The sequence below is a fragment of the Pseudomonas sp. S06B 330 genome (assembly GCF_002845275.2).
Classification (GTDB): Bacteria; Pseudomonadota; Gammaproteobacteria; order Pseudomonadales; family Pseudomonadaceae; genus Aquipseudomonas.
On the sequence record NZ_CP088149.1, the window covers coordinates 5,614,939 to 5,637,435 of the forward strand.

Below are 22,497 nucleotides of genomic sequence, written 5' to 3' on the forward strand. Positions count from 1 at the left end.
CAGGGCGCACGTCTGTGGCGTTGGCGAGCATCCATTGCGGTGCCTGCTATAGTCAGCCGGAGCGGCTCATGGCTATAGCTGAAAAGCAATCTACTCAGGAGTTGATTATGCGAATCGTATCGGCCATTGCGTGCACATTCCTGTTATCCCTGGCATTGCCAACGCTGTCCTTTGCCGGTTCGGATTGTGATGATGCGGGCAGTGCAAGTGATGTCAGAAATTGTTTAAAAAACAACAATGATCAGAAGGGCAAAGGCAATTGCAATGACAATGGCAATTGCGGCAAGGCCAAGGACAAGGCCAAAAACAAAGATTACGACGACGACCACTCAGTCAGTTGCATGGAGATCAACAACCTTGTGTTGCGCCGTGAGTGCCTTGACCGGCGCAGAGATTGAATGAAGGGATTGCCATTGCAGATCGAAAAAGCCCGCAGCGACGGCGGGCTTTTTCGATGACGAAACCACTCAGATAGGGCGGCTACCGTACTTGTTGTCCGGTTTCTTGGGCGGATCGGCGACCACATTGGCCTCCACTTCCTGCACCTTGCCACCACGGGAGAGAAACTCTTCCATGGCCTTGGCCAGCGCATCGCGCTCCTTCTGCTTGGCTTCCATGCTCGGCATATCGTCTACCGAGACGGCGGCCGACTTGGACTTGCCTTTGGCAGCAGGTACCGGGCTGTCATCACCACTGTCGTCAGCTACATCTTCAGCTGCCGCTTCGAGGCCGTCATCACCTTCGTCTTCGTCGCCTACTTCGAGGTCGTCAGTTTCCAGATCATCGTCGCTCATGTTCTACCTCATGACTTGCGAAAAGCAGATTAGTTATAGACCAGCAGCGCCACAAATCGACAGCTGCCGGAAAAATTCACAGGGTCGCGGCTTTGCCGCCACCTCAGGCGCGCGCCATGGCATATGGCGTACGCCGTGCAAGCCCCACGCTTGGCAGGGCCTGACAAAATTAAAGAGCCGCCGACAGTAAGCCCGTCGGCCTACCCTGGCATGATCGGCCTGCTCATTGGCAAGCCTAGCAAAGGGTAACGAAGTTTGCGGACAGCTTGTCAGCTCCCTTCGGCGCGCATTCTAGCGTGCTCAGAGAAAAAGCAAAGTGCCTAACTATCACTCTGTGCTGTAAGTTTTCTGCCTGCGTGAAGCCAGTCGAAAAAGCAACGGCAAAAGCGCCAGAAGAAACCGTTTGCGCTACCAGAATCCGACAAATTGCAGACAAAAAAATGCCCGGCAAGCCGGGCAAGTTTTTTCGAGACGTTTACAGGTTGTAGCCGCGCTCGTTGTGTTGCGCCAGGTCGAGACCGACCGACTCTTCTTCTTCGTTAACCCGCAGACCCATGACCAGGTCCAGCACCTTGAGAATCACATAAGTGACGATCGCGGTGTAGATCACGGTAAAGCCCACGCCTTTGGCCTGAATCCACACTTGTGCGCCGATGTCTTCGACGGTACCAAAGCCTCCCAGTGCCGGAGCGGCGAACACGCCCGTCAGAATCGCGCCGACGATACCGCCGATACCATGCACCCCGAAGGCGTCCAGGGAGTCGTCGTAGCCGAGTTTGCGCTTGAGGCTGGTAGCGCAGAAGTAGCAAACCACACCGGCAACCAGACCGATCACCAAGGCGCCCATCGGGCCGACAGTGCCAGCGGCTGGGGTAATGGCGACCAGGCCGGCGACCACACCCGAAGCGATGCCCAGGGCACTCGGCTTACCGTGAGTCAGCCATTCGGCGAACATCCAGCCCAGGGCGGCGGCGGCAGTAGCGATCTGGGTAACCAGCATGGCCATACCCGCCGTACCGTTGGCAGCCGCAGCGGAGCCGGCGTTGAAACCGAACCAGCCGATCCACAGCATGGCCGCGCCCATCAGGGTGTAACCCAGGTTATGCGGCGCCATTGGCGTGGTCGGGAAGCCCTTGCGCTTGCCCAACACCAGGCACGCTACCAGGCCGGCGATACCGGCGTTGATGTGCACCACGGTGCCGCCAGCGAAGTCCAGCACGCCCCAGTCCCACATCAGGCCGCCGTTGCCGCTCCAGACCATATGCGCAATCGGTGCGTAAACCAGGGTGAACCAGATGGCCATGAAGATCAGCATCGCCGAAAACTTCATACGTTCGGCAAAGGCACCGACGATCAACGCCGGGGTGATAATCGCGAAGGTCATCTGGAAAGTAATGAATACGGCTTCAGGGAACAGTGCCGCCGAAGACGTGAGGCTCGCTGGGGTCACACCGGCGAGGAACGCCTTGGAAAAACCGCCAACGAAGGAATTGAAGTTGACCACGCCTTGTTCCATACCGGTGGTATCGAACGCCAGGCTATAGCCGTACACCACCCACAAAACGCTGATCAAACCGGTGATCGCAAAGCACTGCATCATCACCGACAGTACGTTTTTGGAACGCACCATCCCGCCGTAAAACAGGGCCAGACCTGGGATGGTCATGAACAGCACCAAGGCGGTGGCGGTCAACATCCAGGCCGTGTCGCCGGAGTTGAGTACCGGGGCTGCCTCCTCTGCCATGGCCAGGCCAGGCATTATGAGGGACAAAAGGGCTCCTAGCCCTGCGAATTGACGCAGAGTCATATTGTTATCTCCTGGGGCGTTGGGGTTTGGTGAGGCTTTTTTTAGATCGCGTCGGTATCGGTTTCGCCGGTACGAATGCGAATCGCCTGTTCCAGATTGACCACGAAAATCTTCCCGTCACCGATCTTGCCGGTGTTGGCGGCCTTGGTGATCGCTTCGATAACCCGGTCCAGATCCTTGTCGTCGATGGCGACGTCGATCTTCACCTTGGGCAGGAAATCAACCACGTACTCAGCACCGCGATACAGCTCGGTGTGGCCCTTCTGCCGACCGAAGCCTTTGACTTCAGTGACAGTGATACCCTGCACGCCGATTTCAGACAGCGACTCGCGCACGTCGTCCAACTTGAACGGCTTGATGATGGCAGTGACTAGCTTCATGAAACTCTCTCCCGAATTGGTGGACTTGCCCCAGGAAAACAAACCCGACTCAAGTCTAAGCGCAGCGCCTGGCTTTGTAACGCGTCGTTGACGGTGACTGCATCAGTGCATGGGTCATAAGGGTCTTAGCAGAAACCTTGCCAGATCTGCTAAATCGTCCAATTACAGGGACTTGCGTTAGCCCATGCTGTTTGGCCAGTCGCCATCAGCGTTTCGCTGCACAATTACGGTGCGCGTCGATTCGCGGCGATGCGCAAAAAGCGTGCAGCACAAGACGAGCAAAGCTGCGTGCTACACTGGCGCCCCATTTGGATACAGCGGATAGCCGAACATGCTCGCGCCCAAAGCCTTTCTTGATGCCCTGAGCGACCAAGCCTCGCGTCTGTTCAGTGGCGACGCCTCGCAACCTCGCGCCGAACTCGAAAGCCAGTTCAAGGCCCTGCTGCAAAGTGGCTTCAGCAAACTGGAACTGGTCAGCCGGGAAGAATTCGATAGTCAGATGGTGGTTTTGGCCCGCACCCGTGCGCGCCTTGAAGCACTGGAAGCCAAAGTTGGCGAAATGGAAGCGCGCCTGAACCCGCCTGCGGCTGAATAAATACGTAGCCGCTGCCGCCAGGCTGCGATCGACTGCGTAGCAGTCGCACCCCAGGCAATCCCGGCGGCACAAGGTCTACGGCCGCTTCACGGCCGATCGCAGCCTGGCGGCATCGGCTACCCGTTCCCCCTGACTTAGGTGGGAACCCTTTGCAACTCGATGCCATCAATCAGCGCATCAATCAATGCTCGGGCAAACTCCACCGAATGCTGGGTCGACCAGGTATAACTGCGCCCCGGTTCCCGGGTGTATTGCACCACCTGCTCAATGTTGACGCTCGCGCACTTGAGATACAGCGAGGCGTGCACCAATGCATCTTCAGCACTGATACCGGCACAGACGCTGAACAGTGGCGGATGCTCGGGACAACTGGTGACTGGCCGCTCAATGGTTTCGACAAAGGGCAGATCGGGCGGATCAGGAACGGACTTTTTCATCGGGCGACTCCCATGCAGGTGGAGCGACCACCGTTCGCTGCGAAACGAAATGGGTGGCAGCTGTACGCGGGTTCGCAGACCGGGCATAGGAACCGGCGCACCCGAAGGTGCCCCACGCACAGCCGCCATAAACCTGTATCAGGAAAATGGGGCTCTGACATATGCCTCGGACTGCGACATCCGATCGTTGAACTAGCAACGACAGTCGCAGAGTAGGCATGCGCCTGGGCAGGCGCAACAGAGCAGCGGCGCCGGGAGTATGATTCAGAAGCGTCTGACAGAAAACCACTACAACCGGTAGGAGCGGCGGTGCGGCGACCCGACTTGCTCCGCGATACGATGTGCCTGAATGACCGCAATCGCGAAGTATGCCTGTTCCTCCGTCACCCTCCGCACCCAAGTAAGAGTGCCTGCACTCGCAGTCCGCGTTAAAGTCCACCACGTTCAACGACAAAGTCCGAAAGAACAAACCGACAAACTGAACGTTTAATACCAACACCAGCTACAAGCTGAAGTTGTAGGAAGCTTCTGATTACTCAATCACCCGCCACTGCAACATTGAACAGAACCGCACTTGAATGCATCATCATGCAAACACAACCGGATTTAATACATGGAGAAAATCAAAATGGATGAAGAATCATGTGACATTCATGATGTAGCCAAATCCGCCAGTGACTTAATATCATTCAGTTGCACACTCGGAGCCATGCACTTTAATGACGGCATGATCCAGCTCCAGTTCAATTCCCTTGTCGCCTCTTACGCAGATGACATTGTCAGGGCAGTTGAAGACGGTGTAATAAGCGCATGGCAAGGAATACAGGAAATAACACAGGAATACTTCGAACTGTCTGAAAAAGCGTCTTTTTATGCCCAGAATGCGGTAGGCATTCTGGGGGGAGCCTTGCAAATTGAAGCGGGTGCTGCCATGACCGCGACCGTAGCCGGCGCGCCAATCGGCGGCCTGCTAGTCGCACATGGAACCAATAATATTTATGAAGGCGTGGGCAATATATATAATGGCCCCGATGCGCCGGGTGTGATTGGCCCAACAAGGCATGCTTATCGACATGTTTTCAGCGACACTTCTGACGGGGATATGGCGTACTACTCAGCAGACTTGTTTTTATCGGTTCTAGGCATGACAAAAAAAGTACGCCCACCCGAGTCATTTGAATTATTTTTAAAAGATCCAATTAACTACAAAAGATCTTATCAGCAAGCTGGCAAAGTAACCCTAGCTTTCGAGGCACTGATCGATTACTACTCCATAAAATCAATGACGCAAGTAGAACCGCAAAAATAATATACAACGCAAAATTCCGATCAAATTACGCCGCGCAGCCTTTTTCTATAAAAAACAAACCCCAACACAACAATTATTATATATGTTACCGCATAAAGAATTTGTAGCTGCCTACCTTCAAAGTTATACAAAGCCCTTATTGGCCATGTAATCAGTCCCGCGTATAAAATAGAAGGACCGAAAACGACACACGTTAAAGCAACATAATAGCGGACATTTTCTAAATTCATGGATATAAACCATTAAGCACACGCGCCTGGGCTGCTAAGCAACGACAGACGCAGGGTAGACATGCACCTGAACGGGCGCAACAGAGCAGCGGCGTCGGAAGCATGATTCAGAAACGTCTGACAGAAAACAGCTACAACTGGATCAAGACCCGCTGCTCTAATGAAAGCCCTCCTGCTGCCGATAACCGAAGACTTGAGCGCTGCGGCCTCTCCCTCTAGGACAGCAGGTATCCCATGAAAGCCTGCATCACACATCGCGAGATCTTCTATCACCTCCTGCATGCCGTTTTCCAGGCATGCGAAAAGAAGCCGGTCATCGCCGAATTCGGTGTTCTGCGAGGAGAGAACGCGCTCAAACTGTACAACGCACTAGCGCCAGAAAAGATGGTGCTGATCGACAGCTGGAGCCCAGCGGCGAACGACGCGTACAGCCCGTTCGATCCGCTTCCTGCATGGGTTGAGCCGGTCGACTCTTACGCTTACTACTACGGCGGCCCAATGGACGATCCAGCCACTTGGGACGCGCTGTACCAGGAATGCCTGAGTAAGTTTGTCGAAATGGATAACGTCACCGCGATCCGCGCCGACACCATCAGCGCCATCGAACAAATCCAGCCAATAACTGGCATCGACAAGTTCGACTTGGTCTACATTGATGCCAATCACCAGTACGAGTACATCCTGCGTGACCTGATGTATTACCAGGATCTGGTGGCAGATGATGGCTTCATCCTGCTCAACGACTGCTGCCACAGCCACCTCGGCACCAAGCAGAATCTTGGCGTGCTGGAAGCACTCAGCAGCTTTCTCAAGCGTAGCGACTTCATTCCTCTGGCCGTGACTAACACCGACTGGTCAGATGTGATCTTGGTGCGCAAGAACTCGATCATGGTGAAACTGGTCGATATGGCACTGACCAACTCCGACATCCCCTTCGTAGAAATCCCGCACCAGCTTATCTCTGCTGCGAAGGTGATCCGTGGACAGCAGCGGGTCAATATCAGCTTTGCATAAGCGTTCAACAAACTGACGAACGATCCTGGCCCGACGCTATGAAAATCCGATGCACGTCTTCTGGCATCGGATTCTTCCGGCCTGAAAGAACCAGACTCACTCTTCCCCGCCCTCTCTCATTCAGCCCCACTATCCTTACAGAGCCGCAGGACGCGGCTTCGTATAGATCATGGAGCATTCATGTCCCTCGCCCTTGTCCACAGCCGTGCCCAAGTCGGTGTCTCAGCCCCTGCCGTCAGTGTTGAAGCGCATCTGGCCAACGGTTTGCCGGCGCTAACCCTGGTCGGCTTGCCAGAAGCCACGGTCAAAGAAAGCAAAGACCGCGTGCGCAGCGCGATCCTCAATTCAGGTCTGGAATTTCCCGCCCGGCGCATCACCCTCAACCTCGCGCCGGCAGATTTACCTAAGGACGGCGGTCGTTTCGATCTGGCAATTGCCTTAGGCATTCTTGCCGCCAACGGGCAGTTTCCAAGCGCTGCCCTTGGCGAGCTGGAATGCCTCGGCGAACTCGCCCTGTCCGGGGCCATACGGCCGGTGCAAGGTGTACTGCCCGCAGCCTTGGCAGCACGCGCCGCCGGGCGCGCGTTGGTAATCCCACAAGAAAATGCGGAGGAAGCCTGCCTGGCCTCAGGGTTGGTGGTGTTTGCAGTCGGGCACCTGCTGGAATTGGTGGCCCACCTCAACGGACAGACGCCACTCAATCCCTACGCGGCTAATGGTTTGATGCTGCACGTTCGCCCCTACCCGGACCTGAATGAAGTTCAGGGCCAGCAAGCAGCCAAGCGTGCCCTACTGGTCGCCGCCGCGGGTGCACACAATTTGCTCTTCAGCGGCCCGCCGGGTACCGGTAAAACCTTACTCGCCAGCCGTCTGCCCGGCCTGTTGCCGCCGCTCGATGAGCGCGAAGCACTGGAAGTGGCAGCCATTCAATCAGTGGCCAGTCATGTGCCGCTGAGTAGCTGGCCACAGCGACCGTTCAGACACCCTCACCACTCGGCGTCCGGCGCGGCGCTGGTGGGTGGCGGCAGCCGACCGCAACCTGGCGAGATTACCCTCGCCCATCATGGCGTGCTGTTTCTGGATGAGTTGCCGGAGTTCGAACGGCGGGTGCTGGAGGTGTTGCGCGAGCCACTGGAGTCAGGCGAGATCGTTATCGCTCGGGCCAAAGACAAAATCCGCTTCCCGGCACGCTTTCAACTGGTCGCCGCGATGAATCCCTGCCCCTGTGGATATCTGGGTGATCCCACCGGGCGCTGTCGCTGTGGCAGTGATCAGATTCAGCGTTATCGCAACAAGCTCTCTGGCCCTTTGCTCGACCGCATCGACCTGCACCTGACTGTCGCTCGCGAAGCCACGGCGTTGTCGTCGGCTGCCAGCGAGGGCGAGAGCAGCGCCACTATTGCAGCGCAGGTCGCCGTTGCCCGTGATATCCAGCACCAGCGTCAGGGATGCGCCAATGCCTTTATCGACTTGCCGGGGCTACGCCAGTATTGCGGACTGTCCAGCGCCGACCAGCAGTGGCTGGAAAGTGCCTGCGAGCGCCTTACGCTGTCGCTGCGTGCAGCACATCGGCTGTTGAAGGTGGCCCGGACGCTGGCCGATCTTGAAAACGCCGAACAAATTGACCGGAGCCATCTTGGCGAGGCACTGCAGTACCGGCCGACAACTTCGACGTGAATTATTTCAATCTTGAAATATATAAAGCCCACTATTTTATGAAACCAACAGAGCAATAGCAAGAACACTTCGTCGACTTGCTTCATTTAATGTGACCCTTATAATAGCGGGGAATTTCACAACGCGCGTATTGCTTGATGATCCACCAATTTCGACTAAAGAATAGCGCTCTTGTGGAGTTTATTCCTGAACACTGCAAGATTATTATCAACAAAATACCCGGCGCACCCGAGGAACTAACACTTGCCCGCGCCGAGTCGCGGATACTCGAACTCTTGCTGATGGAACCTGGAGCGATCTGCTCCCGTGAGGCCATCCTTGAGTTTGCCTGGGATGATCGGGTGGTCTCCGCCGGTAGCCTCAACCAGTCCATCTTCATGCTCAGAAACATACTGGGCGACGGCAAAGATCACGAAATAGTGATCACCGTGCCGCGACGCGGCTATCGGTTCAACAGCGACTTTCTGGTCGCGCTCCCCGAGGTTGCGGATGATCCCGTTGAGGAGCCACCGCCTGCTCGCGCTCCCAGCGCGACGATACCTGCAAACCTGCCTGACACCAGGCACGGCATTGGTGCGGCGGTCTGGCTGGGCTATCTGACGGCGGCAATTGTCACTCTATTCACCCTTTGGCATATATACAGCTGGTACAAACCAACCACTGAAATGCACATGACAACAATTGAGCAAGGTGAACTTACAATTTCCGCAGTGGGTAAAAGCGAGCTTGAGGTTAACAAACTTAAAGCCGACTTTTTAAACGCAGGCTTGCCCGATCAAAATTTGAAAGGCCAGGTTTTTATTAGCCGTACAGGTCCGCGTATAAACTTATCATGCATCCGGGAAACAGGCGAGGCTTACAATCTCGAGTATCAGTTTCAAGATGAGCGCTTCATCAGCATGTTAAGAAAATGCGTCACCGGTGAAAAATGAATAACTTACGAGCTACTTGGTATCACTGGCTGGTTATCGCTTCAGTTATTTTAGCGTGCCTCGTGGTACTGTTCATGACACTACCCCGCCCGTATATAAACAGCCAGCCTTATCGATCCGTCGGGCACCATTTTATGGGGCACGAACTTCTGGATTTCAAAGAAGGGTTTACGATCAGTGAACCTAGCGCCGTTCTGAGTGTTCTCGAGCGTCTGGGCGATAAAGAGCGACATGTCGCGGTGGGCACCTCGCTGGTTGATGTTTCGAGGTGGCGAATTAAAATCAAGGTTGAAGATGTTAAAGCCAGCAGCCAGGAGGAGCTGTTCGACGTCAGCCGCAATTCTGAGCTGCTTTTTGCTCGGCAGTATTTCCGTATCGGCTCCATCCTCAATCTGGCCGTCATCCCTACCGACAGCCACTCGCTGTGCTATTACATCCTCGAACTTGATCGCTTGCGCTGTATGAATGATTGAGCCCTTGCCGCGCCTTGGCTGGCGCGGCTAGCAGGTCATAAATAACGATTTTTGATTCCTGTTTTCCTCGCTCTAGGCCCAGAGTGGGGATAGATCGGTCACATCAAAGTGACATCAACAGGAATCTCCATGCCCGTTAAAAATCTTGCCATTCTATTGCTCACCATGAGCCTGTTCGGTTGTTCGATGGCTCCCACCATCGACACTGCAATAACGGCTGAACAACAGAAGTCCAACGACACGTTACACATCATCGAGAACGACGACGCTACCATGGCCTGGAAAAAATCCAGCGCACCGTTGTCGAAAGACCATGACAAGGCAATATTTATTAACTTGCCGAAAACTATTACTTTCGACAGTACCGACCCTCGACTTGCCAATTATTCAACTGACGCAAACAAACTCCGAGTGCACTTCCGCAATGCGCTGGAAAAACAACTGACCGCCGGTGGTTATCGGCTGGTCGACGGGCCCACTGCAGGGGCACTTTCACTGCAAGTATCGATTGCCGATATCGAACGCACACCACGTGATCCAAATATCACCGAATACATCCCCATCGGCATGTTGGTTGGCCTCTCCCTACATGCTACCGGTGTGCGCGATGAAACCCTGTACCTGTTCTTCCAGAGCGAGGTCAGCGACAGCCTGACCGGTGAAACCCTCGGCCGCGCTGTCGACCGGGCCAGTGGCAGAAACATCGACCAGGACAAGGGCCCTGTCGTCGAGGACATTTACCCCGCCATGGACACTGCGGCGCAGCTGATTCGCGAACGCCTGGATAGAGAGTTTCAGCCAAAGGGTTCGGCCTGACCCGTCATCCCTTTCCATTAACTAAAAACACATTGGACGTAAGATGAAATTCGCAAAACAGTTTGTAGCCGCTCTCGTTGTATTCAGCTCTGTGAGCGCCATGGCGGATGATCGTGGCCTCTATCTTGGAGGTGGTCTGACAAAAGTGGAAACTGATGAGCACCAACTCAGTGACGACGATAACGCTTACAAAGCGTTCGTCGGCTACCGACTGAACCCTTATCTGGCAGTGGAAGGTGCCTGGGTAGATTTGGGCAACTTCAGCGGCAAGGACGGCGACTTCGAGGGTCACTCGCTGCAGGCTACGGCCCACTTCGGCATACCGATTGGTCAGCGCATCCGTCTGTTCGCCAGCGCGGGTGTGCATGCCTGGGACGCGGACAATGACATCGCAGGCGATAGCAGTGACCTGGACATGACCTATGGCCTGGGTGTCGAGATGGATGTGTTCCGCAACATTGGGGTGCGCCTGGAGCAGGAAGTCCTGCAGGTCGGCGATATCGACCTGGATCAGACCAGTGCCAGCGTCTACTTGATGTTCTGATCCCGTCAGTGAGCGGTGAGCCGTGACGCTAGTAAGAGCCAGTAGTAATTACCGCCAACCTGCTCTTTACTAGCAACAGCCCACCGCCGCGAGATCGGAATGTTTGCGTTCATCCAGAGTTACCCATTGCTGATCGGCATTAGCTTGATCGCACTCGACCTACTGCTCTGGCAAATGATCCCGGTCGAGCGGCGCGCCTGGCGCATTGGTCTGCGCCTTGGTGTGTTCCTGCTGTTTACCGGGGTGCTGATCAGCGCCGGCATCAGCCCGCTGCAACCGGCGCCCTGGGCGGATGATGTAGCGCGCAATCTGCTCGCCACGGTGCTTGGCATCAGCTGGTGGCTGTTCGCTGCACGTACCATCACTGTGGTCATCGGGGTCGTCCTGGTGGCCCGCAGCAGCCATACCGGGCGACTGTTGCAGGATGTGCTGGGGGCAGTGATCTTCCTCGTTGCCATCGTTGCCGCTGCTGCCTATGTGCTGCAACTACCGGTCAAAGGCCTGTTGGCCACTTCCGGGGTGATGGCGATCGTCATCGGCCTGGCGCTGCAAAGCACCCTCAGTGACGTGTTCTCGGGGATCGTGCTCAATACCACTCGCCCCTATCAGATCGGCGACTCGATCAGCATCGATGGCACTGAAGGCAAGGTGATCGACATCGACTGGCGAGCGACGCGACTGCTGACGGGCAATGGCAGCCTGGCGGTGATTCCCAACTCGGTGGCGGCCAAGGCCAAGCTGCTTAATTTCAGCCAACCCAACGATATCCACGGCGTCTCCATCACCGTGGTAGTACCAGCCAAAGTACGCCCCCGCCGTGTCCTTGATGCGCTGGAAAAAACCCTGCAAGGCACTCGCCTGCTGTTGGCCACGCCCAAACCCAAGGTCACGATCAAGAGTTCGTCGCTGGAATCGGTCGAGTATGAAGCCAGCGGCTTCGTCAGTTCCATGAGCCAGAAGAGCGAAGTGCGCAACCAGATGTTTGACCTCGCCCACCGCCACCTGGAGGCCACTGGTGTGGTGTGGAATGCCGATACACCGTCGTCGCTGGGCTGGAGCCGCCAACGTGCGTTGCTGGAGGATGTGCGCATCTTCCGCTCGCTGAGCAGCGACGAGAAAGACAACCTCAGCCAGCGCATGACCACGGTGGAGTACCTGGCCGACCAGGTCATTCTTGGTGTCGGCGACAGCTCTGACTACCTGTTGGTCATCGGCACCGGCGTAGTCTCGGCATCAATCCGTGATGGCGACAAGCTGATCGAGGCCGGGCGCATGGGGCCTGGCGAAGTGCTCGCGGCTGAAGGCTTGCTCGATGATGAGCAGTCTATTGCCGAGTTCCGTAGCCTGACCAGTTGCCTGCTGTATCGCATCGACAAGGACAACGTGCGCAGTTGCCTGGAAGAGCGCCATGAAGTTAAGACCGCGCTGACCAAGCTGCAACGCGTCCGCCTGCAAACTAACCAATCACTGCTGGAACAGAAACCGGCAGCCATCAAGAAAGGTGGCTTTCTTAGCTGGCTGCACAAGTCGTAAGCGTTACAGCACCACGCGCAAGCATTGCCCAGCGTGATACAGCGAGAACCCGGTTTCGTAGAAGCCCGTACGCAGCGCCGGGGCCGATACCGGTTTCATTGCCGAGAACGGAATCGGCAAGGCATCCGGGTTGTCCTCCAGCAGGAACTGGGCAAAGGCTTTGCCGATCACCGTGCCGGTGGTGTTGCCGCGACCGTTGTAGCCAGTTACCGCCACCAGACCTGGCGCCGGCTCGAACAGACGCATCAAGTGATCGGGGGTGAAGTCGATGCAGCCGGTCCAGTGCATTTCCCACTCGACCTTGCCCAATTGCGGGAAGTAGTGGTTCTGGATGCGGTCAGCCCAGCTGCGGATGAACCAGCTCGGTTTGTTGTCGACCCGCCCCAGACTGCCGAGCAACAGGCGGCCTTCATCGTCGCGGCGAATGCTGCTCAGCACCGTGCGTGTGTCCCAAGAGCCCTGACCATGCTTGAGCACATTGTCAGCGGCTTCGCCCTGTAACGGCGCTGAGGCGACCTGGTAGTAGTAGCCGCGGAAAAAGTGTTTCTGCAGCGTGGTCCAGTCACCCTCGGTGTAGGCACCAGTAGAGATCACCACTTTGTCGGCACTGACCGAGCCGTTGGCGGTTTTCACTCGCCAGCTGTGGCCTTCGCGCGCCAGGCCTTCGACAGCAGATTGCTGAAAAATCTGTCCACCCAGGCGGGTGACCGCAGCGGCCAGGCCTTGGGTATAAGCCATGGGGTTGATGGTGCCTGCGCGGCGATCAAGCAGCGCAGCGGAAATCTTGTCGGTACCGCAGTATTCCTCACAGCGCGCACCGGTGAGCAGCTCGACATCGGCACCGCGACGGGTCCACTGCTGGTGGCGGGCTTCAAGGTCAGCAACACCACTGGCGTTGTGAGCCATGTGCAGGGTGCCAGTGTTGTGTGCCTGGCAGTCAATACCCAGGCGTTTGATGGTGGCGAAAACTTCAGCTGGCGCTTCGCCGAGCACCTTGTTCAGGCGACTGCCTTGCAGTTGGCCAAGGGTGGCTTCAACGTCATCGGGACGAATCCAGGTACCGGCGTTGACCAGCCCGACGTTACGCCCGGAACCGCCGTGACCGATTTTCCAGGCCTCCAGCACAATCACCGACTTGCCCTGTTCGAGCAGGTGCAGCGCAGCGCTCAGACCGGTAATGCCGCCGCCGATGACGCAGACGTCGGCCTTGAGTTCGGTGGCCAGTTTATCGACCGGCGTAGCGAGCTTGGTGACATGTTCCCACAGACATTGTTGACGCAGCTCTGGCATGGCCGGCTTCCTCATTATTCTTGTTCGGTGGTGCGCCTATCGCCGGCAAGGTCGGCTCCCACAGGGAGCTGGCATTGCCGGCGATTACGCCAACGCGGTGATCAGTCGAACACAATCCCCTGCGCCAGCGGCAGTTCACGGGAGTAGTTCACCGTATTGGTCTGGCGACGCATATAGGCTTTCCAGGAGTCGGAGCCCGACTCACGGCCACCACCGGTTTCTTTCTCACCGCCAAACGCGCCGCCGATCTCTGCACCGCTGGTGCCGATGTTGACGTTGGCGATACCGCAGTCGCTGCCCGAGGCGCTCTGGAAGCGCTCGGCTTCACGCAGGTCTGTGGTGAAGATGCACGAAGACAGACCTTGCGGCACTTCATTGTTCAGACGCAGGGCCTCTTCAAAGTCGTCATAGGCCAGAACGTAGAGGATCGGCGCGAAGGTCTCATGACGCACTACCGCGCTCTGTGCCGGCATCTCGGCAATGGCCGGAGTCACGTAGTAAGCGTTCGGATACTGTTCCGCCAACTGGCGCTCACCACCGAACACCTGGCCACCTTCGTCGCGAGCACGAGCCAGGGCGTCTTGCATGGCGCTGAAGGACGGCTTGTCGATCAGCGGACCGACCAGGTTGTCCTTGCGAGGGTCACCGATACGCACCTTGGCGTACGCAGCTTTGACCCGTGCCACGACTTCGTCCTTGATCGAACGGTGCACAATCAGGCGACGCAGGGTGGTGCAACGCTGACCGGCCGTACCGACAGCGCTGAACAGGATGCCGCGCACAGCCAGGTCCAGATCGGCGCTCGGCGCCAGGATCATGGCATTGTTGCCACCGAGTTCGAGGATGCTGCGACCAAAGCGGGCAGCAACGCGAGGACCGACTTCACGCCCCATGCGGGTACTGCCAGTAGCGCTGACCAACGGCACGCGCGGGTCATCAACCAAGGCCTCACCGGCTTCGCGATCACCGATGATCAGTTGGCTCAGGCCTTCTGGTGCGTCACCAAAGGCTTTCAGGGCTTTCTCAAACAGCGCCTGGCACGCCAGGGCGGTCAGCGGTGTCTTCTCCGAAGGCTTCCAGACCACGGCGTTGCCGCAAACCAGCGCCAGTGAGGTGTTCCAGGCCCAGACCGCGACCGGGAAGTTGAAGGCGCTGATGACGCCAACCACACCCAGCGGATGCCAGGTTTCACGCATGTGGTGACCAGGGCGCTCGGAGGCGATGGTCAGACCGTACAACTGGCGCGACAAGCCCACAGCGAAGTCGCAGATGTCGATCATTTCCTGAACTTCACCCAGGCCTTCCTGGGTGATCTTGCCGGCTTCAACAGACACCAGTTCGCCAAGCGCAGCCTTGTTTTCGCGCAGCACTTCACCAAACAGGCGAATCAGCTCACCACGACGCGGCGCCGGCACATTGCGCCAGGCTTGAAACGCTTGCTCGGCCTTATCGATCTTGGCCACGACCTGGGCTTTGCTTTCCAGGTGCACCGAGGCAATCGCGCTGCCGTCGATAGGGGTGTGAACGGGATGGTTGCCATGGGTGTAGGCACTGGCCGGGACACCGAGGCGGTCAAGCAGTCCATCAACCATTTTCTTCTCCTGCATGCGATGAGTGGTTGAATTAGTGATCCGGATCAGTATTAATCCGATCACTCTGGCGCAACAAACGACCTTTATTCTGCATATCATTCCGCCAGGTAATGATCTACCCGCTTAGAGAGCCGCTATGTCCAAACGTCTGGTGCCATCAATGGCCGCGCTGCAGTGTTTCGAGGCTGCCGCCCGGCACCTGAGCTTCACCCGCGCCGCCGAAGAGCTGCACCTGACCCAGAGCGCGGTGAGTAAGCAAGTCGCGCAACTGGAGGAAATGCTCCGCCATCACCTGTTCCTGCGCATCCGTCGACGCTTGCAACTGACACCAGCAGGCGCGCTATACCTGACCGAGGTCAACAAGATCCTTACCCAGGTCGATATGTCCAGCCGCTACATCCTCTCGTACGGCGAGCAAACTGAAGTATTGAAGGTAGCCACCCAACCGAGTTTTGGCGTGCGCTGGCTGATTCCGCACCTCAAAGGCTTCGGCAAGCGTCATCCGAATATCCACCTGGATATCCGCAATGAGATGGAGCCCTTCGCCTTGCTGCAAGGCAAGGCCGATGTGGTGTTCTTCTTCGGCCAGGGCACCTGGCCTGGCGCGACCTGCGTCAAATTGTTCGGTGAAGAGGTGGTGCCAGTTTGCGCGCCAGAGCTGTTGCAAGGCCGCACCCTGCACGACGCCAGCGAGCTGTCCGAGCTGGTTCTGCTGCAAAGCACCTCACGCCCAGAGGCCTGGCATGAGTGGTTCCTCGAACAAGGTTTGCATTCTGCCCACAGCTACCACGGGCCGCGCTTTGACACCTTCTATATGAGCCTCAGTGCTGCCCAGTCCGGCTGCGGTGTAGCGCTGGTGCCGCGATACCTGGTGGCGCAGGAGCTGGCGGAAGGCAAATTGGTCGTGCCCTGGCAGCACAGCATGTGCAGCAATGGTTCGCATTTTTTGGCGTTTGCCGAGCACGCGGCGGAAGTCCCCAAGGTGCGCGCCCTGGTCGACTGGATTGCTGCTGAGGTTGAAGCACAAGGTTAAGAATTAACGGAATGACTGATCGACTTTTTTTCGCTTGCGGGACAAGTGCATTCCTCGCTTTCATGTAGGGGTGCCCACTTCACCAGGAAGCTTTCGATGCCCGCTCAAGATTTCGTCAGCCCGGACAGCATTCGCGCGCAGTTCTGCGCCGCCATGTCGCTCATGTATAAACAGGAAGTGCCGCTCTACGGCACCCTGCTGTCGCTGGTGAGCGAGATCAACCAGCAGGTCATGACCCAACAGCCGGAAGTGGCCCAGGCCCTGCGCTGGACCGGCGAAATCGAGCGATTGGATCATGAACGTCACGGCGCCATCCGCGTCGGCACGGCCGAGGAGCTGGCGACCATTGCTCGCTTGTTCGCCGTCATGGGCATGCAACCGGTGGGTTACTACGACCTCAGCTCGGCAGGCGTTCCGGTGCACTCCACCGCCTTTCGCGCCGTGCACGAACAATCACTGCATATCAGTCCGTTCCGGGTCTTTACTTCGCTGCTGCGCCTGGAGCTGATCGACAACCCGGCCTTGCGTGAACTGTCCCGGCAAATCCTTGCTAAACGGCAGATTTTCACCCCGCGCGCACTGGCGCTGATTCAACAGTTCGAGCGTGAGGGTGGCCTGAGTGCCGAGGATGCCAACACCTTTGTTGACGAAGCCCTGCACACCTTCCGTTGGCACCATGACGCGACAGTGACGGCCGAGCAGTATCAGCAACTGCATGACCAGCATCGCCTGATCGCCGATGTGGTGGCCTTCAAGGGCCCACACATCAACCACCTGACACCACGCACCCTGGACATCGATGCCATCCAGTTGGGTATGCCGGCCAAGGGGATTCCACCCAAGGCCGTGATCGAAGGCCCGCCCCCGCGGCGTTGCCCGATCCTGCTGCGTCAGACCAGCTTCAAGGCGCTACAGGAAAAGGTCGCCTTCAGCGATCAACGCGGTGACGCAGGCGGTAGCCACACCGCACGCTTCGGCGAGATCGAGCAACGTGGCGCGGCACTGACGCCCAAGGGGCGCCAGCTGTATGACCAACTGCTCGACGCTGCTCGCGAGGCACTCGGTGGCGTACCTGCAGAGGCCAACGCCGAGCGTTACATGGATCTGCTGAGCAATAGCTTCCAGGCCTTCCCGGATGATCTGGCGCAGATGCGCGAGCAAGGGCTGGCGTATTTCCGCTTCTTTGCAACCGAGCGCGGCATGGCCGCACGCGGCGACGCCGGACGACCCACTTCGCTGGATGGCTTGATCGAAGCTGGCCACGTGCATTTCGAAGCGTTGGTATATGAGGACTTCCTGCCGGTCAGTGCGGCGGGGATCTTTCAGTCCAACCTGGGTGATGATGCGCAGAGCGAATATGGCAGCAATGCCAACCGCGATGCCTTTGAGCAAGCGCTGGGCAGGTCAGTGCAGGATGAACTGGAGCTTTATGCGCAGAGTCAGCAGCGATCACTGCAGGCGTGTGCCAAGGCACTGGACCTGCCAGACCTGTAACCACTCCCGGGCCGCTGTGCGACCCATCGCCGGCAAAGCCGGCACCCACAGTGGTTTCATCCCTTCACCGGGCCATTGTGGGAGTCGGCCTTGCTGGCGATGGGTGCGGCGGCAGCGCCAAAGATTTCCACTTTAGGCAAGTCCATCGCATCTGCCTCCCCCTGCAGGAAATCACTCAAGCGCCGCAGCCGCTCACCCCCGGGCCGGGTCTTCGGCCACACTAGGTAGTAATCCATACCGCTCGCCACAGCCGCCGGCCAAGGCAGGCTCAGTCGTCCCTGGGCCACGTCTTCAGCCACCATCAACAAATCGCCCATCGACACGCCATAACCCCGAGCGGCGGCGATCATGCCCAACTCCAGCGTATCGAACACCTGCCCGCCCTTGAGCGATACTTTGTCAGTCAGCCCCATGCGCGCCAACCAACTGCGCCAGTCACGCTTGTCTGGCGTCGGATGCAGCAACTCGACACCGGCCAAGCGCCGGGCATCCCAAGGGCCTTCGTTGAGCAGCTCAGGGGCGCCTACCGGAATCAACAACTCGGAAAACAGTCGGACCACCTCCCACTCCGGTGGAAAGTGCCCGTCCCCAAGCAGTACAGCGCAATCGAAGGGTTCATGGTTGAAGTCGACATGATCGACATCCATCCAGGCACTGGTCAGTTGCACCTCGTTGCCCGGCTGCAAATGACGAAAACGGCTGAGCCGCGCCAGCAGCCAGCGCATGGTCAGGGTCGAAGGCGCTTTCATGCGCAGGATGTCGTCTTCGCTGCGCAGCGTGTTACAGGCGCGCTCCAACGCCGCAAAGCCTTCACGCACCCCGGGCAGCAACAGCCGGGCAGCCTCACTCAGCTGCAAACTACGGCCATTGCGCACGAACAACCGGCAGGCAAAGTGCTCTTCCAGGGTACGAATGTGTCGGCTGACGGCACTCTGGGTAATCGATAACTCATCCCCGGCGCGGGTGAACGAGCTGTGTCGGGCAGCGGCTTCGAAAGCCCGCAAAGCGTAGAGAGGCGGTAAACGACGCGACATGGCAAAACGTCCAGGCAAACCGAGAGGCAATCGACTAGATCATACTCACATGAGTTTTAATCATGCCAATGATCGTTTTTATCCTTTTGTGGATAGCCGTCAAAAAGCCCAGAATTAAAGACTTTCCCTCTCCTCGCGTCAGAAAAGGACGATCCCATGCAGGCCGCACCCACTCATGAACTCAAGGCACTGTTGCGCCTGGCCGGTCCCCTGATCGCCTCGCAACTGGCCCACATGCTGATGGTGCTGACTGATACGTTGATGATGGCCCGCATCAGCCCCCAGGCCTTGGCCGGTGGCGGTCTGGGTGCGGCCAGCTATTCGTTTGTGTCGATTTTCTGCCTGGGCGTGATTGCTGCCGTCGGCACACTGGTAGCGATTCGCAAGGGGGCTGGCGATATTGCCGGCGCTGCCCGACTGACCCAGGCGGGGCTGTGGCTGGCCTGGGCGATGGCGCTGGGCGCAGCGCTGGCGCTGTGGAACCTGGAGCCGGTGCTGTTGTTGCTTGGTCAAAGCCCGAACAACGTCGAGGCGGCTGCCCAGTTCCTGCTCCTGCTGCCCCTTGCCCTGCCTGGCTACCTGAGCTTTATGGCCCTGCGCGGCTTTACCAGCGCCATCGGCCGCTCGACCCCAGTGATGGTCATCAGCCTGGTCGGGACCGTAGCCAACTTCCTGCTCAACTATGCGCTGATCGAAGGCATGTTCGGTCTACCCAAGCTGGGGCTGGTCGGTATCGGCCTGGTGACCGCCATCGTGGCCAACTGCATGGCGGTGGCCATGGCCCTGTACATTCGCTGGCACCCGGCTTACGCGCCCTACCCGATTCGTAAGGGCCTGAGCCGCCCTTCGTGGCCGGCCTTGCGTGAGTTGTGGCGTCTGGGTCTGCCGATTGGCGGTACCTATACGGTAGAAGTCGGTTTGTTCGCTTTTGCCGCACTGTGCATGGGTGTGCTGGGCAGTACTGAACTGGCGGCGCACCAGATCGCCCTGCAGATCGTTTCGACTGCGTTCATGATTCCGGCCGGGCTGTCCTATGCCGTCACCATGCGTGTCGGGCTCTACTATGGTGCTGGTAACCTGCTTGGCGCACGCCATGCCGGACGGGTTGGTATTGGCTTTGGCGCAGCGATGATGCTGGGCTTTGCCATGCTGTTCTGGCTGATGCCCGACCCGCTGGTCGGGCTGTTCCTCGACCACGGTGATCCGGCCTTCGCTGACATCATCCAGCTGGCCGTTAGCCTGTTGATGGTAGCTGCTTGGTTCGAGCTGTTCGATGGTGTGCAAACCATCGCCATGGGTTCGATCCGGGGCCTGAAGGATGCCAAGACCACGTTCCTGGTCGGGCTGTTCTGCTATTGGGTCATTGGTGCTCCCGCTGCTTGGTTGCTGGCCTTCACCCTCGGCATGGGCGCGGTGGGCGTCTGGTGGGGGCTGGCCCTTGGCCTGGCCTGCGCGGCGGTGAGCCTGACCCTGGCGTTCGAGTGGCGGATGAAGCGGATGTTGGGGCGATCCAACGGTGCGAACAAGGCCGCCACTACAGCGGCTTAACATTCCGTGGGAGCGGATTCATCCGCTCCCACGGAATTACAAAGCCACCGACTGCTGCGCCGATCGGCTCAGCAAAAACACCATCAACTCCTCAATCGGCAAGGGCCGACTGATCAGGAAGCCCTGTACCTGATCACACTTGAACCTGCGCAACAGGTCCATTTGTTCCGCAGTTTCCACCCCTTCGGCCACCACCTCCAGATTGAGGTTATGCGCCAGATTGATCATCGCATGGACCAGTTTGCAGTTCTCTTCGCGCTGTTCCATGCCGCCAACAAAGCTGCGGTCGACCTTGAGCAAGGTGATCGGCAGGCTGTTAAGGTGGACGAAGGACGAAAAGCCGGTACCGAAATCGTCGAGCGAAAAACGCACGCCCAATCGGCCCAGGGCATCCATGGTCTGCTGGACCAGGTCATTGCGGCGCATCACTGCCGTCTCAGTGAGTTCAAACTCCAGCCAACGCGCATCGACGCCATGCTCGATGATCAGCCGGCTCAAGGTGGCCAGCAGCTGACTGTCCTGGAACTGGCGGAACGACAAGTTGACCGCCATATGCAGCGGCGCCAGGCCTTGCTCGCGTAACACCTGCATGTCGCGCAGGGCGCGGGAAATCACCCAGTAACCCAGCGGCACGATCAGTCCGCTTTGCTCGGCCAAAGGCACGAATTCGCTGGGCGGCAACAAACCCCGTTCAGCATGACGCCAACGCACCAGCGCCTCCAGGCCGACAATCTGACCGTCGGCCATATTCAGCCGCGGCTGGTAATGCAATTCCAGTTCGTCACGACGCAAGGCGCGGCGTAGCTCGCTTTCCAGATCAGCGAGGCTGCGAGCGTTGCGGTTGATCCGCTCGTTGAAAATATGAAAGGTGCAGCCTTGGGTGCCCTTGGCCTGTTGCATGGCAATGTGTGCATGCCACATCAACGGGTCGGCGCCTCCCTGAGCACGGGCATGGGCGACACCCAGACTGCAGCCAAGCAACAGACTTTCGCCATCCACCCAGTAGGGTTCGGCCAGAGCCTCGGTAATACGTTCTGCCATCCATTCAGCACGCTGTGGCTCACGGCGGGTGTCGATCAACAGGGCGAATTCATCGCTACCCAGGCGGGCAACCTGATCACCGGCTTCAAGCTGGCTTTTCAGGCGCCCGACCACCTGCAGGATCAACCGATCCCCTGCCTGATGGCCAAGCGCATCGTTGGCACGGCGAAAGTTGTCCAGGTCCAGGTGGCCGAGGGCCACGCCACGCCCTTCGTTATCGGCCAGACGCGCAGCCAGCAGGGTGTGAAAGCCCTGACGGTTGGCAATGCCAGTCAACGGATCCTGTTCGGCCAGACGCTGTAGGGTGGCCTCCAGCACTCCACGCTCCCGTACATGACGCAGGCTACGGCGCAGGGTATCGGGGCCAAGCTGGCCAAGCACCAGCCAGTCACTGACTCCCGGCGGAGGCACTTGCGGCTCGTGTTCAAGCAACAGCACCATCGGCAACATGCAACGCCCAGGTGCTGGCTGCAGCTGCGGGGTCGCCAGTACCAATGCATTGCGATCAGTGGCAAACAGGGTGTCGACAGCGTCCCAGTTCGGTGCGGTCAGTATTACCGCAGTGCCCGCCAGCGGCGTCAGACAATCTCGCAAGGCTGCGGCCCATTGGGGTTCATCAGCCAGCAAGAGCAAACGCAAGGGTTCGACAGGCGTAGACAAGCTGGCTCCTTAGGACGTGGACACAGTCAAATGACAATGGGCAGCGAGAGGCTAATCCTAAACCATTAGTGAAAATGATTTTCACTTAAAGTCGCGCCATTCCGTTGCCGACATCCCGCAGGTTTCGCCACGCATCCTGCGGGAAAGTAACAAAAGCGGCAAATTTAGATCGCGTGGTACGTCACACTGTCAGACGGTCGCGGCAGAATCCTTCCACCCCTGCTAAAATGCGCGGCTATTTTTCAGGCGACCCCGGTTTTCTTC

21 protein-coding genes are annotated in these 22,497 nt (G+C 58.0%); 13 read left to right on the top strand and 8 right to left on the bottom strand.

The window, feature by feature from the left end:
- Positions 1–68 precede the first annotated feature (68 nt).
- A complete protein-coding gene (locus CX511_RS25290) occupies positions 69–398 on the top strand; it encodes a hypothetical protein (RefSeq protein WP_143527768.1) in 330 nt (109 codons plus the stop codon).
- Between the two features lie 69 nt (positions 399–467).
- Here the strand turns inward: CX511_RS25290 and sutA are convergent, their stop codons facing one another.
- From sutA to glnK, 3 genes are all read right to left on the bottom strand, one after another.
- A complete protein-coding gene (gene sutA, locus CX511_RS25295) occupies positions 468–794 on the bottom strand; it encodes a dormancy-specific transcriptional regulator SutA (RefSeq protein WP_045181420.1) in 327 nt (108 codons plus the stop codon).
- A 475-nt stretch (positions 795–1,269) separates the two neighbouring features.
- Positions 1,270–2,601 (bottom strand): ammonium transporter, encoded by a 1,332-nt coding sequence (locus CX511_RS25300; RefSeq protein ID WP_045181417.1) that lies wholly within the window; start codon positions 2,599–2,601, stop codon positions 1,270–1,272.
- Between the two features lie 41 nt (positions 2,602–2,642).
- Positions 2,643–2,981, bottom strand: coding sequence for a P-II family nitrogen regulator (gene glnK / locus CX511_RS25305; RefSeq protein ID WP_002555808.1), 339 nt, complete (start codon positions 2,979–2,981; stop codon positions 2,643–2,645).
- Positions 2,982–3,312: 331 nt separating this feature from the next.
- Between glnK and CX511_RS25310 the strand changes: the two genes are divergently transcribed.
- On the top strand, positions 3,313–3,576 hold the full coding sequence (locus CX511_RS25310; RefSeq protein ID WP_101293183.1) for an accessory factor UbiK family protein: 264 nt from the start codon (positions 3,313–3,315) through the stop codon (positions 3,574–3,576).
- A 134-nt stretch (positions 3,577–3,710) separates the two neighbouring features.
- Here CX511_RS25310 and CX511_RS25315 read toward each other — a convergent pair whose 3' ends face one another.
- On the bottom strand, positions 3,711–4,013 hold the full coding sequence (locus CX511_RS25315; protein ID WP_101293184.1) for a DUF3077 domain-containing protein: 303 nt from the start codon (positions 4,011–4,013) through the stop codon (positions 3,711–3,713).
- Positions 4,014–4,626: 613 nt separating this feature from the next.
- Between CX511_RS25315 and CX511_RS25320 the strand changes: the two genes are divergently transcribed.
- The 8 genes from CX511_RS25320 (at position 4,627) to CX511_RS25355 (ending at position 12,541) form a co-directional block, all read left to right on the top strand.
- Complete coding sequence (locus CX511_RS25320; protein ID WP_231353356.1) at positions 4,627–5,322, top strand: DUF4225 domain-containing protein; 696 nt, start codon at positions 4,627–4,629, stop codon at positions 5,320–5,322.
- 464 nt (positions 5,323–5,786) lie between these two features.
- Positions 5,787–6,566 (top strand): class I SAM-dependent methyltransferase, encoded by a 780-nt coding sequence (locus CX511_RS25325; RefSeq protein ID WP_101293186.1) that lies wholly within the window; start codon positions 5,787–5,789, stop codon positions 6,564–6,566.
- A gap of 180 nt (positions 6,567–6,746) precedes the next feature.
- Positions 6,747–8,243, top strand: a complete 1,497-nt coding sequence (locus tag CX511_RS25330; protein ID WP_045181398.1) for a YifB family Mg chelatase-like AAA ATPase — start codon at positions 6,747–6,749, stop codon at positions 8,241–8,243.
- Between the two features lie 173 nt (positions 8,244–8,416).
- The gene (locus CX511_RS25335) at positions 8,417–9,175 is read left to right on the top strand and encodes a winged helix-turn-helix domain-containing protein (RefSeq protein WP_231353357.1); all 759 of its coding nucleotides are present in this window, start codon (positions 8,417–8,419) and stop codon (positions 9,173–9,175) included.
- Positions 9,176–9,249: 74 nt separating this feature from the next.
- On the top strand, positions 9,250–9,648 hold the full coding sequence (locus tag CX511_RS25340; RefSeq protein WP_231353358.1) for a hypothetical protein: 399 nt from the start codon (positions 9,250–9,252) through the stop codon (positions 9,646–9,648).
- A gap of 129 nt (positions 9,649–9,777) precedes the next feature.
- Positions 9,778–10,464, top strand: a complete 687-nt coding sequence (locus CX511_RS25345) for a DUF3313 domain-containing protein (protein ID WP_101293188.1) — start codon at positions 9,778–9,780, stop codon at positions 10,462–10,464.
- Positions 10,465–10,507: 43 nt separating this feature from the next.
- Positions 10,508–11,008: a porin family protein gene (locus CX511_RS25350; protein WP_045181388.1), complete on the top strand. Its 501-nt coding sequence runs from the start codon at positions 10,508–10,510 to the stop codon at positions 11,006–11,008.
- 99 nt (positions 11,009–11,107) lie between these two features.
- Entirely contained in the window at positions 11,108–12,541 is a 1,434-nt protein-coding gene (locus tag CX511_RS25355) for a mechanosensitive ion channel family protein (protein ID WP_101293189.1), read from the top strand.
- Positions 12,542–12,544: 3 nt separating this feature from the next.
- Here CX511_RS25355 and amaA read toward each other — a convergent pair whose 3' ends face one another.
- Both amaA and amaB read right to left on the bottom strand, forming a co-directional pair.
- Positions 12,545–13,831 carry an L-pipecolate oxidase gene (gene amaA, locus CX511_RS25360; protein ID WP_045181382.1) on the bottom strand — a complete coding sequence of 429 codons (1,287 nt, stop codon included), beginning with the start codon at positions 13,829–13,831 and terminating at the stop codon, positions 12,545–12,547.
- Between the two features lie 101 nt (positions 13,832–13,932).
- Positions 13,933–15,423 carry an L-piperidine-6-carboxylate dehydrogenase gene (gene amaB, locus CX511_RS25365; protein ID WP_045181379.1) on the bottom strand — a complete coding sequence of 497 codons (1,491 nt, stop codon included), beginning with the start codon at positions 15,421–15,423 and terminating at the stop codon, positions 13,933–13,935.
- Positions 15,424–15,559: 136 nt separating this feature from the next.
- On the opposite strand from amaB, the gene CX511_RS25370 reads away from it, so the two are divergent.
- Both CX511_RS25370 and hglS read left to right on the top strand, forming a co-directional pair.
- On the top strand, positions 15,560–16,456 hold the full coding sequence (locus CX511_RS25370) for a LysR family transcriptional regulator (protein WP_045181377.1): 897 nt from the start codon (positions 15,560–15,562) through the stop codon (positions 16,454–16,456).
- Between the two features lie 96 nt (positions 16,457–16,552).
- Positions 16,553–17,950: a 2-oxoadipate dioxygenase/decarboxylase HglS gene (gene hglS, locus CX511_RS25375; RefSeq protein WP_101293190.1), complete on the top strand. Its 1,398-nt coding sequence runs from the start codon at positions 16,553–16,555 to the stop codon at positions 17,948–17,950.
- A 56-nt stretch (positions 17,951–18,006) separates the two neighbouring features.
- On the opposite strand, the gene CX511_RS25380 is transcribed toward hglS, so the two are convergent.
- Positions 18,007–18,984, bottom strand: a complete 978-nt coding sequence (locus tag CX511_RS25380; protein ID WP_045181373.1) for a LysR substrate-binding domain-containing protein — start codon at positions 18,982–18,984, stop codon at positions 18,007–18,009.
- A gap of 156 nt (positions 18,985–19,140) precedes the next feature.
- Between CX511_RS25380 and CX511_RS25385 the strand changes: the two genes are divergently transcribed.
- Positions 19,141–20,532: a NorM family multidrug efflux MATE transporter gene (locus tag CX511_RS25385; RefSeq protein WP_045181372.1), complete on the top strand. Its 1,392-nt coding sequence runs from the start codon at positions 19,141–19,143 to the stop codon at positions 20,530–20,532.
- Positions 20,533–20,568: 36 nt separating this feature from the next.
- On the opposite strand, the gene CX511_RS25390 is transcribed toward CX511_RS25385, so the two are convergent.
- A complete protein-coding gene (locus CX511_RS25390) occupies positions 20,569–22,233 on the bottom strand; it encodes a putative bifunctional diguanylate cyclase/phosphodiesterase (protein WP_101293191.1) in 1,665 nt (554 codons plus the stop codon).
- Between the last annotated feature and the right edge of the window lie 264 nt (positions 22,234–22,497).

Bases quoted from the DNA above. Each gene is read 5' to 3' on its own strand.
- CX511_RS25290 (WP_143527768.1), top strand. From the start codon at position 69: ATGGCTATAGCTGAAAAGCAATCTACTCAGGAGTTGATTATGCGAATC.
- sutA (WP_045181420.1), bottom strand. From the start codon at position 794: ATGAGCGACGATGATCTGGAAACTGACGACCTCGAAGTAGGCGACGAA.
- CX511_RS25300 (WP_045181417.1), bottom strand. From the start codon at position 2,601: ATGACTCTGCGTCAATTCGCAGGGCTAGGAGCCCTTTTGTCCCTCATA.
- glnK (WP_002555808.1), bottom strand. From the start codon at position 2,981: ATGAAGCTAGTCACTGCCATCATCAAGCCGTTCAAGTTGGACGACGTG.
- CX511_RS25310 (WP_101293183.1), top strand. From the start codon at position 3,313: ATGCTCGCGCCCAAAGCCTTTCTTGATGCCCTGAGCGACCAAGCCTCG.
- CX511_RS25315 (WP_101293184.1), bottom strand. From the start codon at position 4,013: ATGAAAAAGTCCGTTCCTGATCCGCCCGATCTGCCCTTTGTCGAAACC.
- CX511_RS25320 (WP_231353356.1), top strand. From the start codon at position 4,627: ATGGAGAAAATCAAAATGGATGAAGAATCATGTGACATTCATGATGTA.
- CX511_RS25325 (WP_101293186.1), top strand. From the start codon at position 5,787: ATGAAAGCCTGCATCACACATCGCGAGATCTTCTATCACCTCCTGCAT.
- CX511_RS25330 (WP_045181398.1), top strand. From the start codon at position 6,747: ATGTCCCTCGCCCTTGTCCACAGCCGTGCCCAAGTCGGTGTCTCAGCC.
- CX511_RS25340 (WP_231353358.1), top strand. From the start codon at position 9,250: ATGACACTACCCCGCCCGTATATAAACAGCCAGCCTTATCGATCCGTC.
- CX511_RS25345 (WP_101293188.1), top strand. From the start codon at position 9,778: ATGCCCGTTAAAAATCTTGCCATTCTATTGCTCACCATGAGCCTGTTC.
- CX511_RS25350 (WP_045181388.1), top strand. From the start codon at position 10,508: ATGAAATTCGCAAAACAGTTTGTAGCCGCTCTCGTTGTATTCAGCTCT.
- CX511_RS25355 (WP_101293189.1), top strand. From the start codon at position 11,108: ATGTTTGCGTTCATCCAGAGTTACCCATTGCTGATCGGCATTAGCTTG.
- amaA (WP_045181382.1), bottom strand. From the start codon at position 13,831: ATGCCAGAGCTGCGTCAACAATGTCTGTGGGAACATGTCACCAAGCTC.
- amaB (WP_045181379.1), bottom strand. From the start codon at position 15,423: ATGGTTGATGGACTGCTTGACCGCCTCGGTGTCCCGGCCAGTGCCTAC.
- CX511_RS25370 (WP_045181377.1), top strand. From the start codon at position 15,560: ATGTCCAAACGTCTGGTGCCATCAATGGCCGCGCTGCAGTGTTTCGAG.
- hglS (WP_101293190.1), top strand. From the start codon at position 16,553: ATGCCCGCTCAAGATTTCGTCAGCCCGGACAGCATTCGCGCGCAGTTC.
- CX511_RS25380 (WP_045181373.1), bottom strand. From the start codon at position 18,984: ATGTCGCGTCGTTTACCGCCTCTCTACGCTTTGCGGGCTTTCGAAGCC.
- CX511_RS25385 (WP_045181372.1), top strand. From the start codon at position 19,141: ATGCAGGCCGCACCCACTCATGAACTCAAGGCACTGTTGCGCCTGGCC.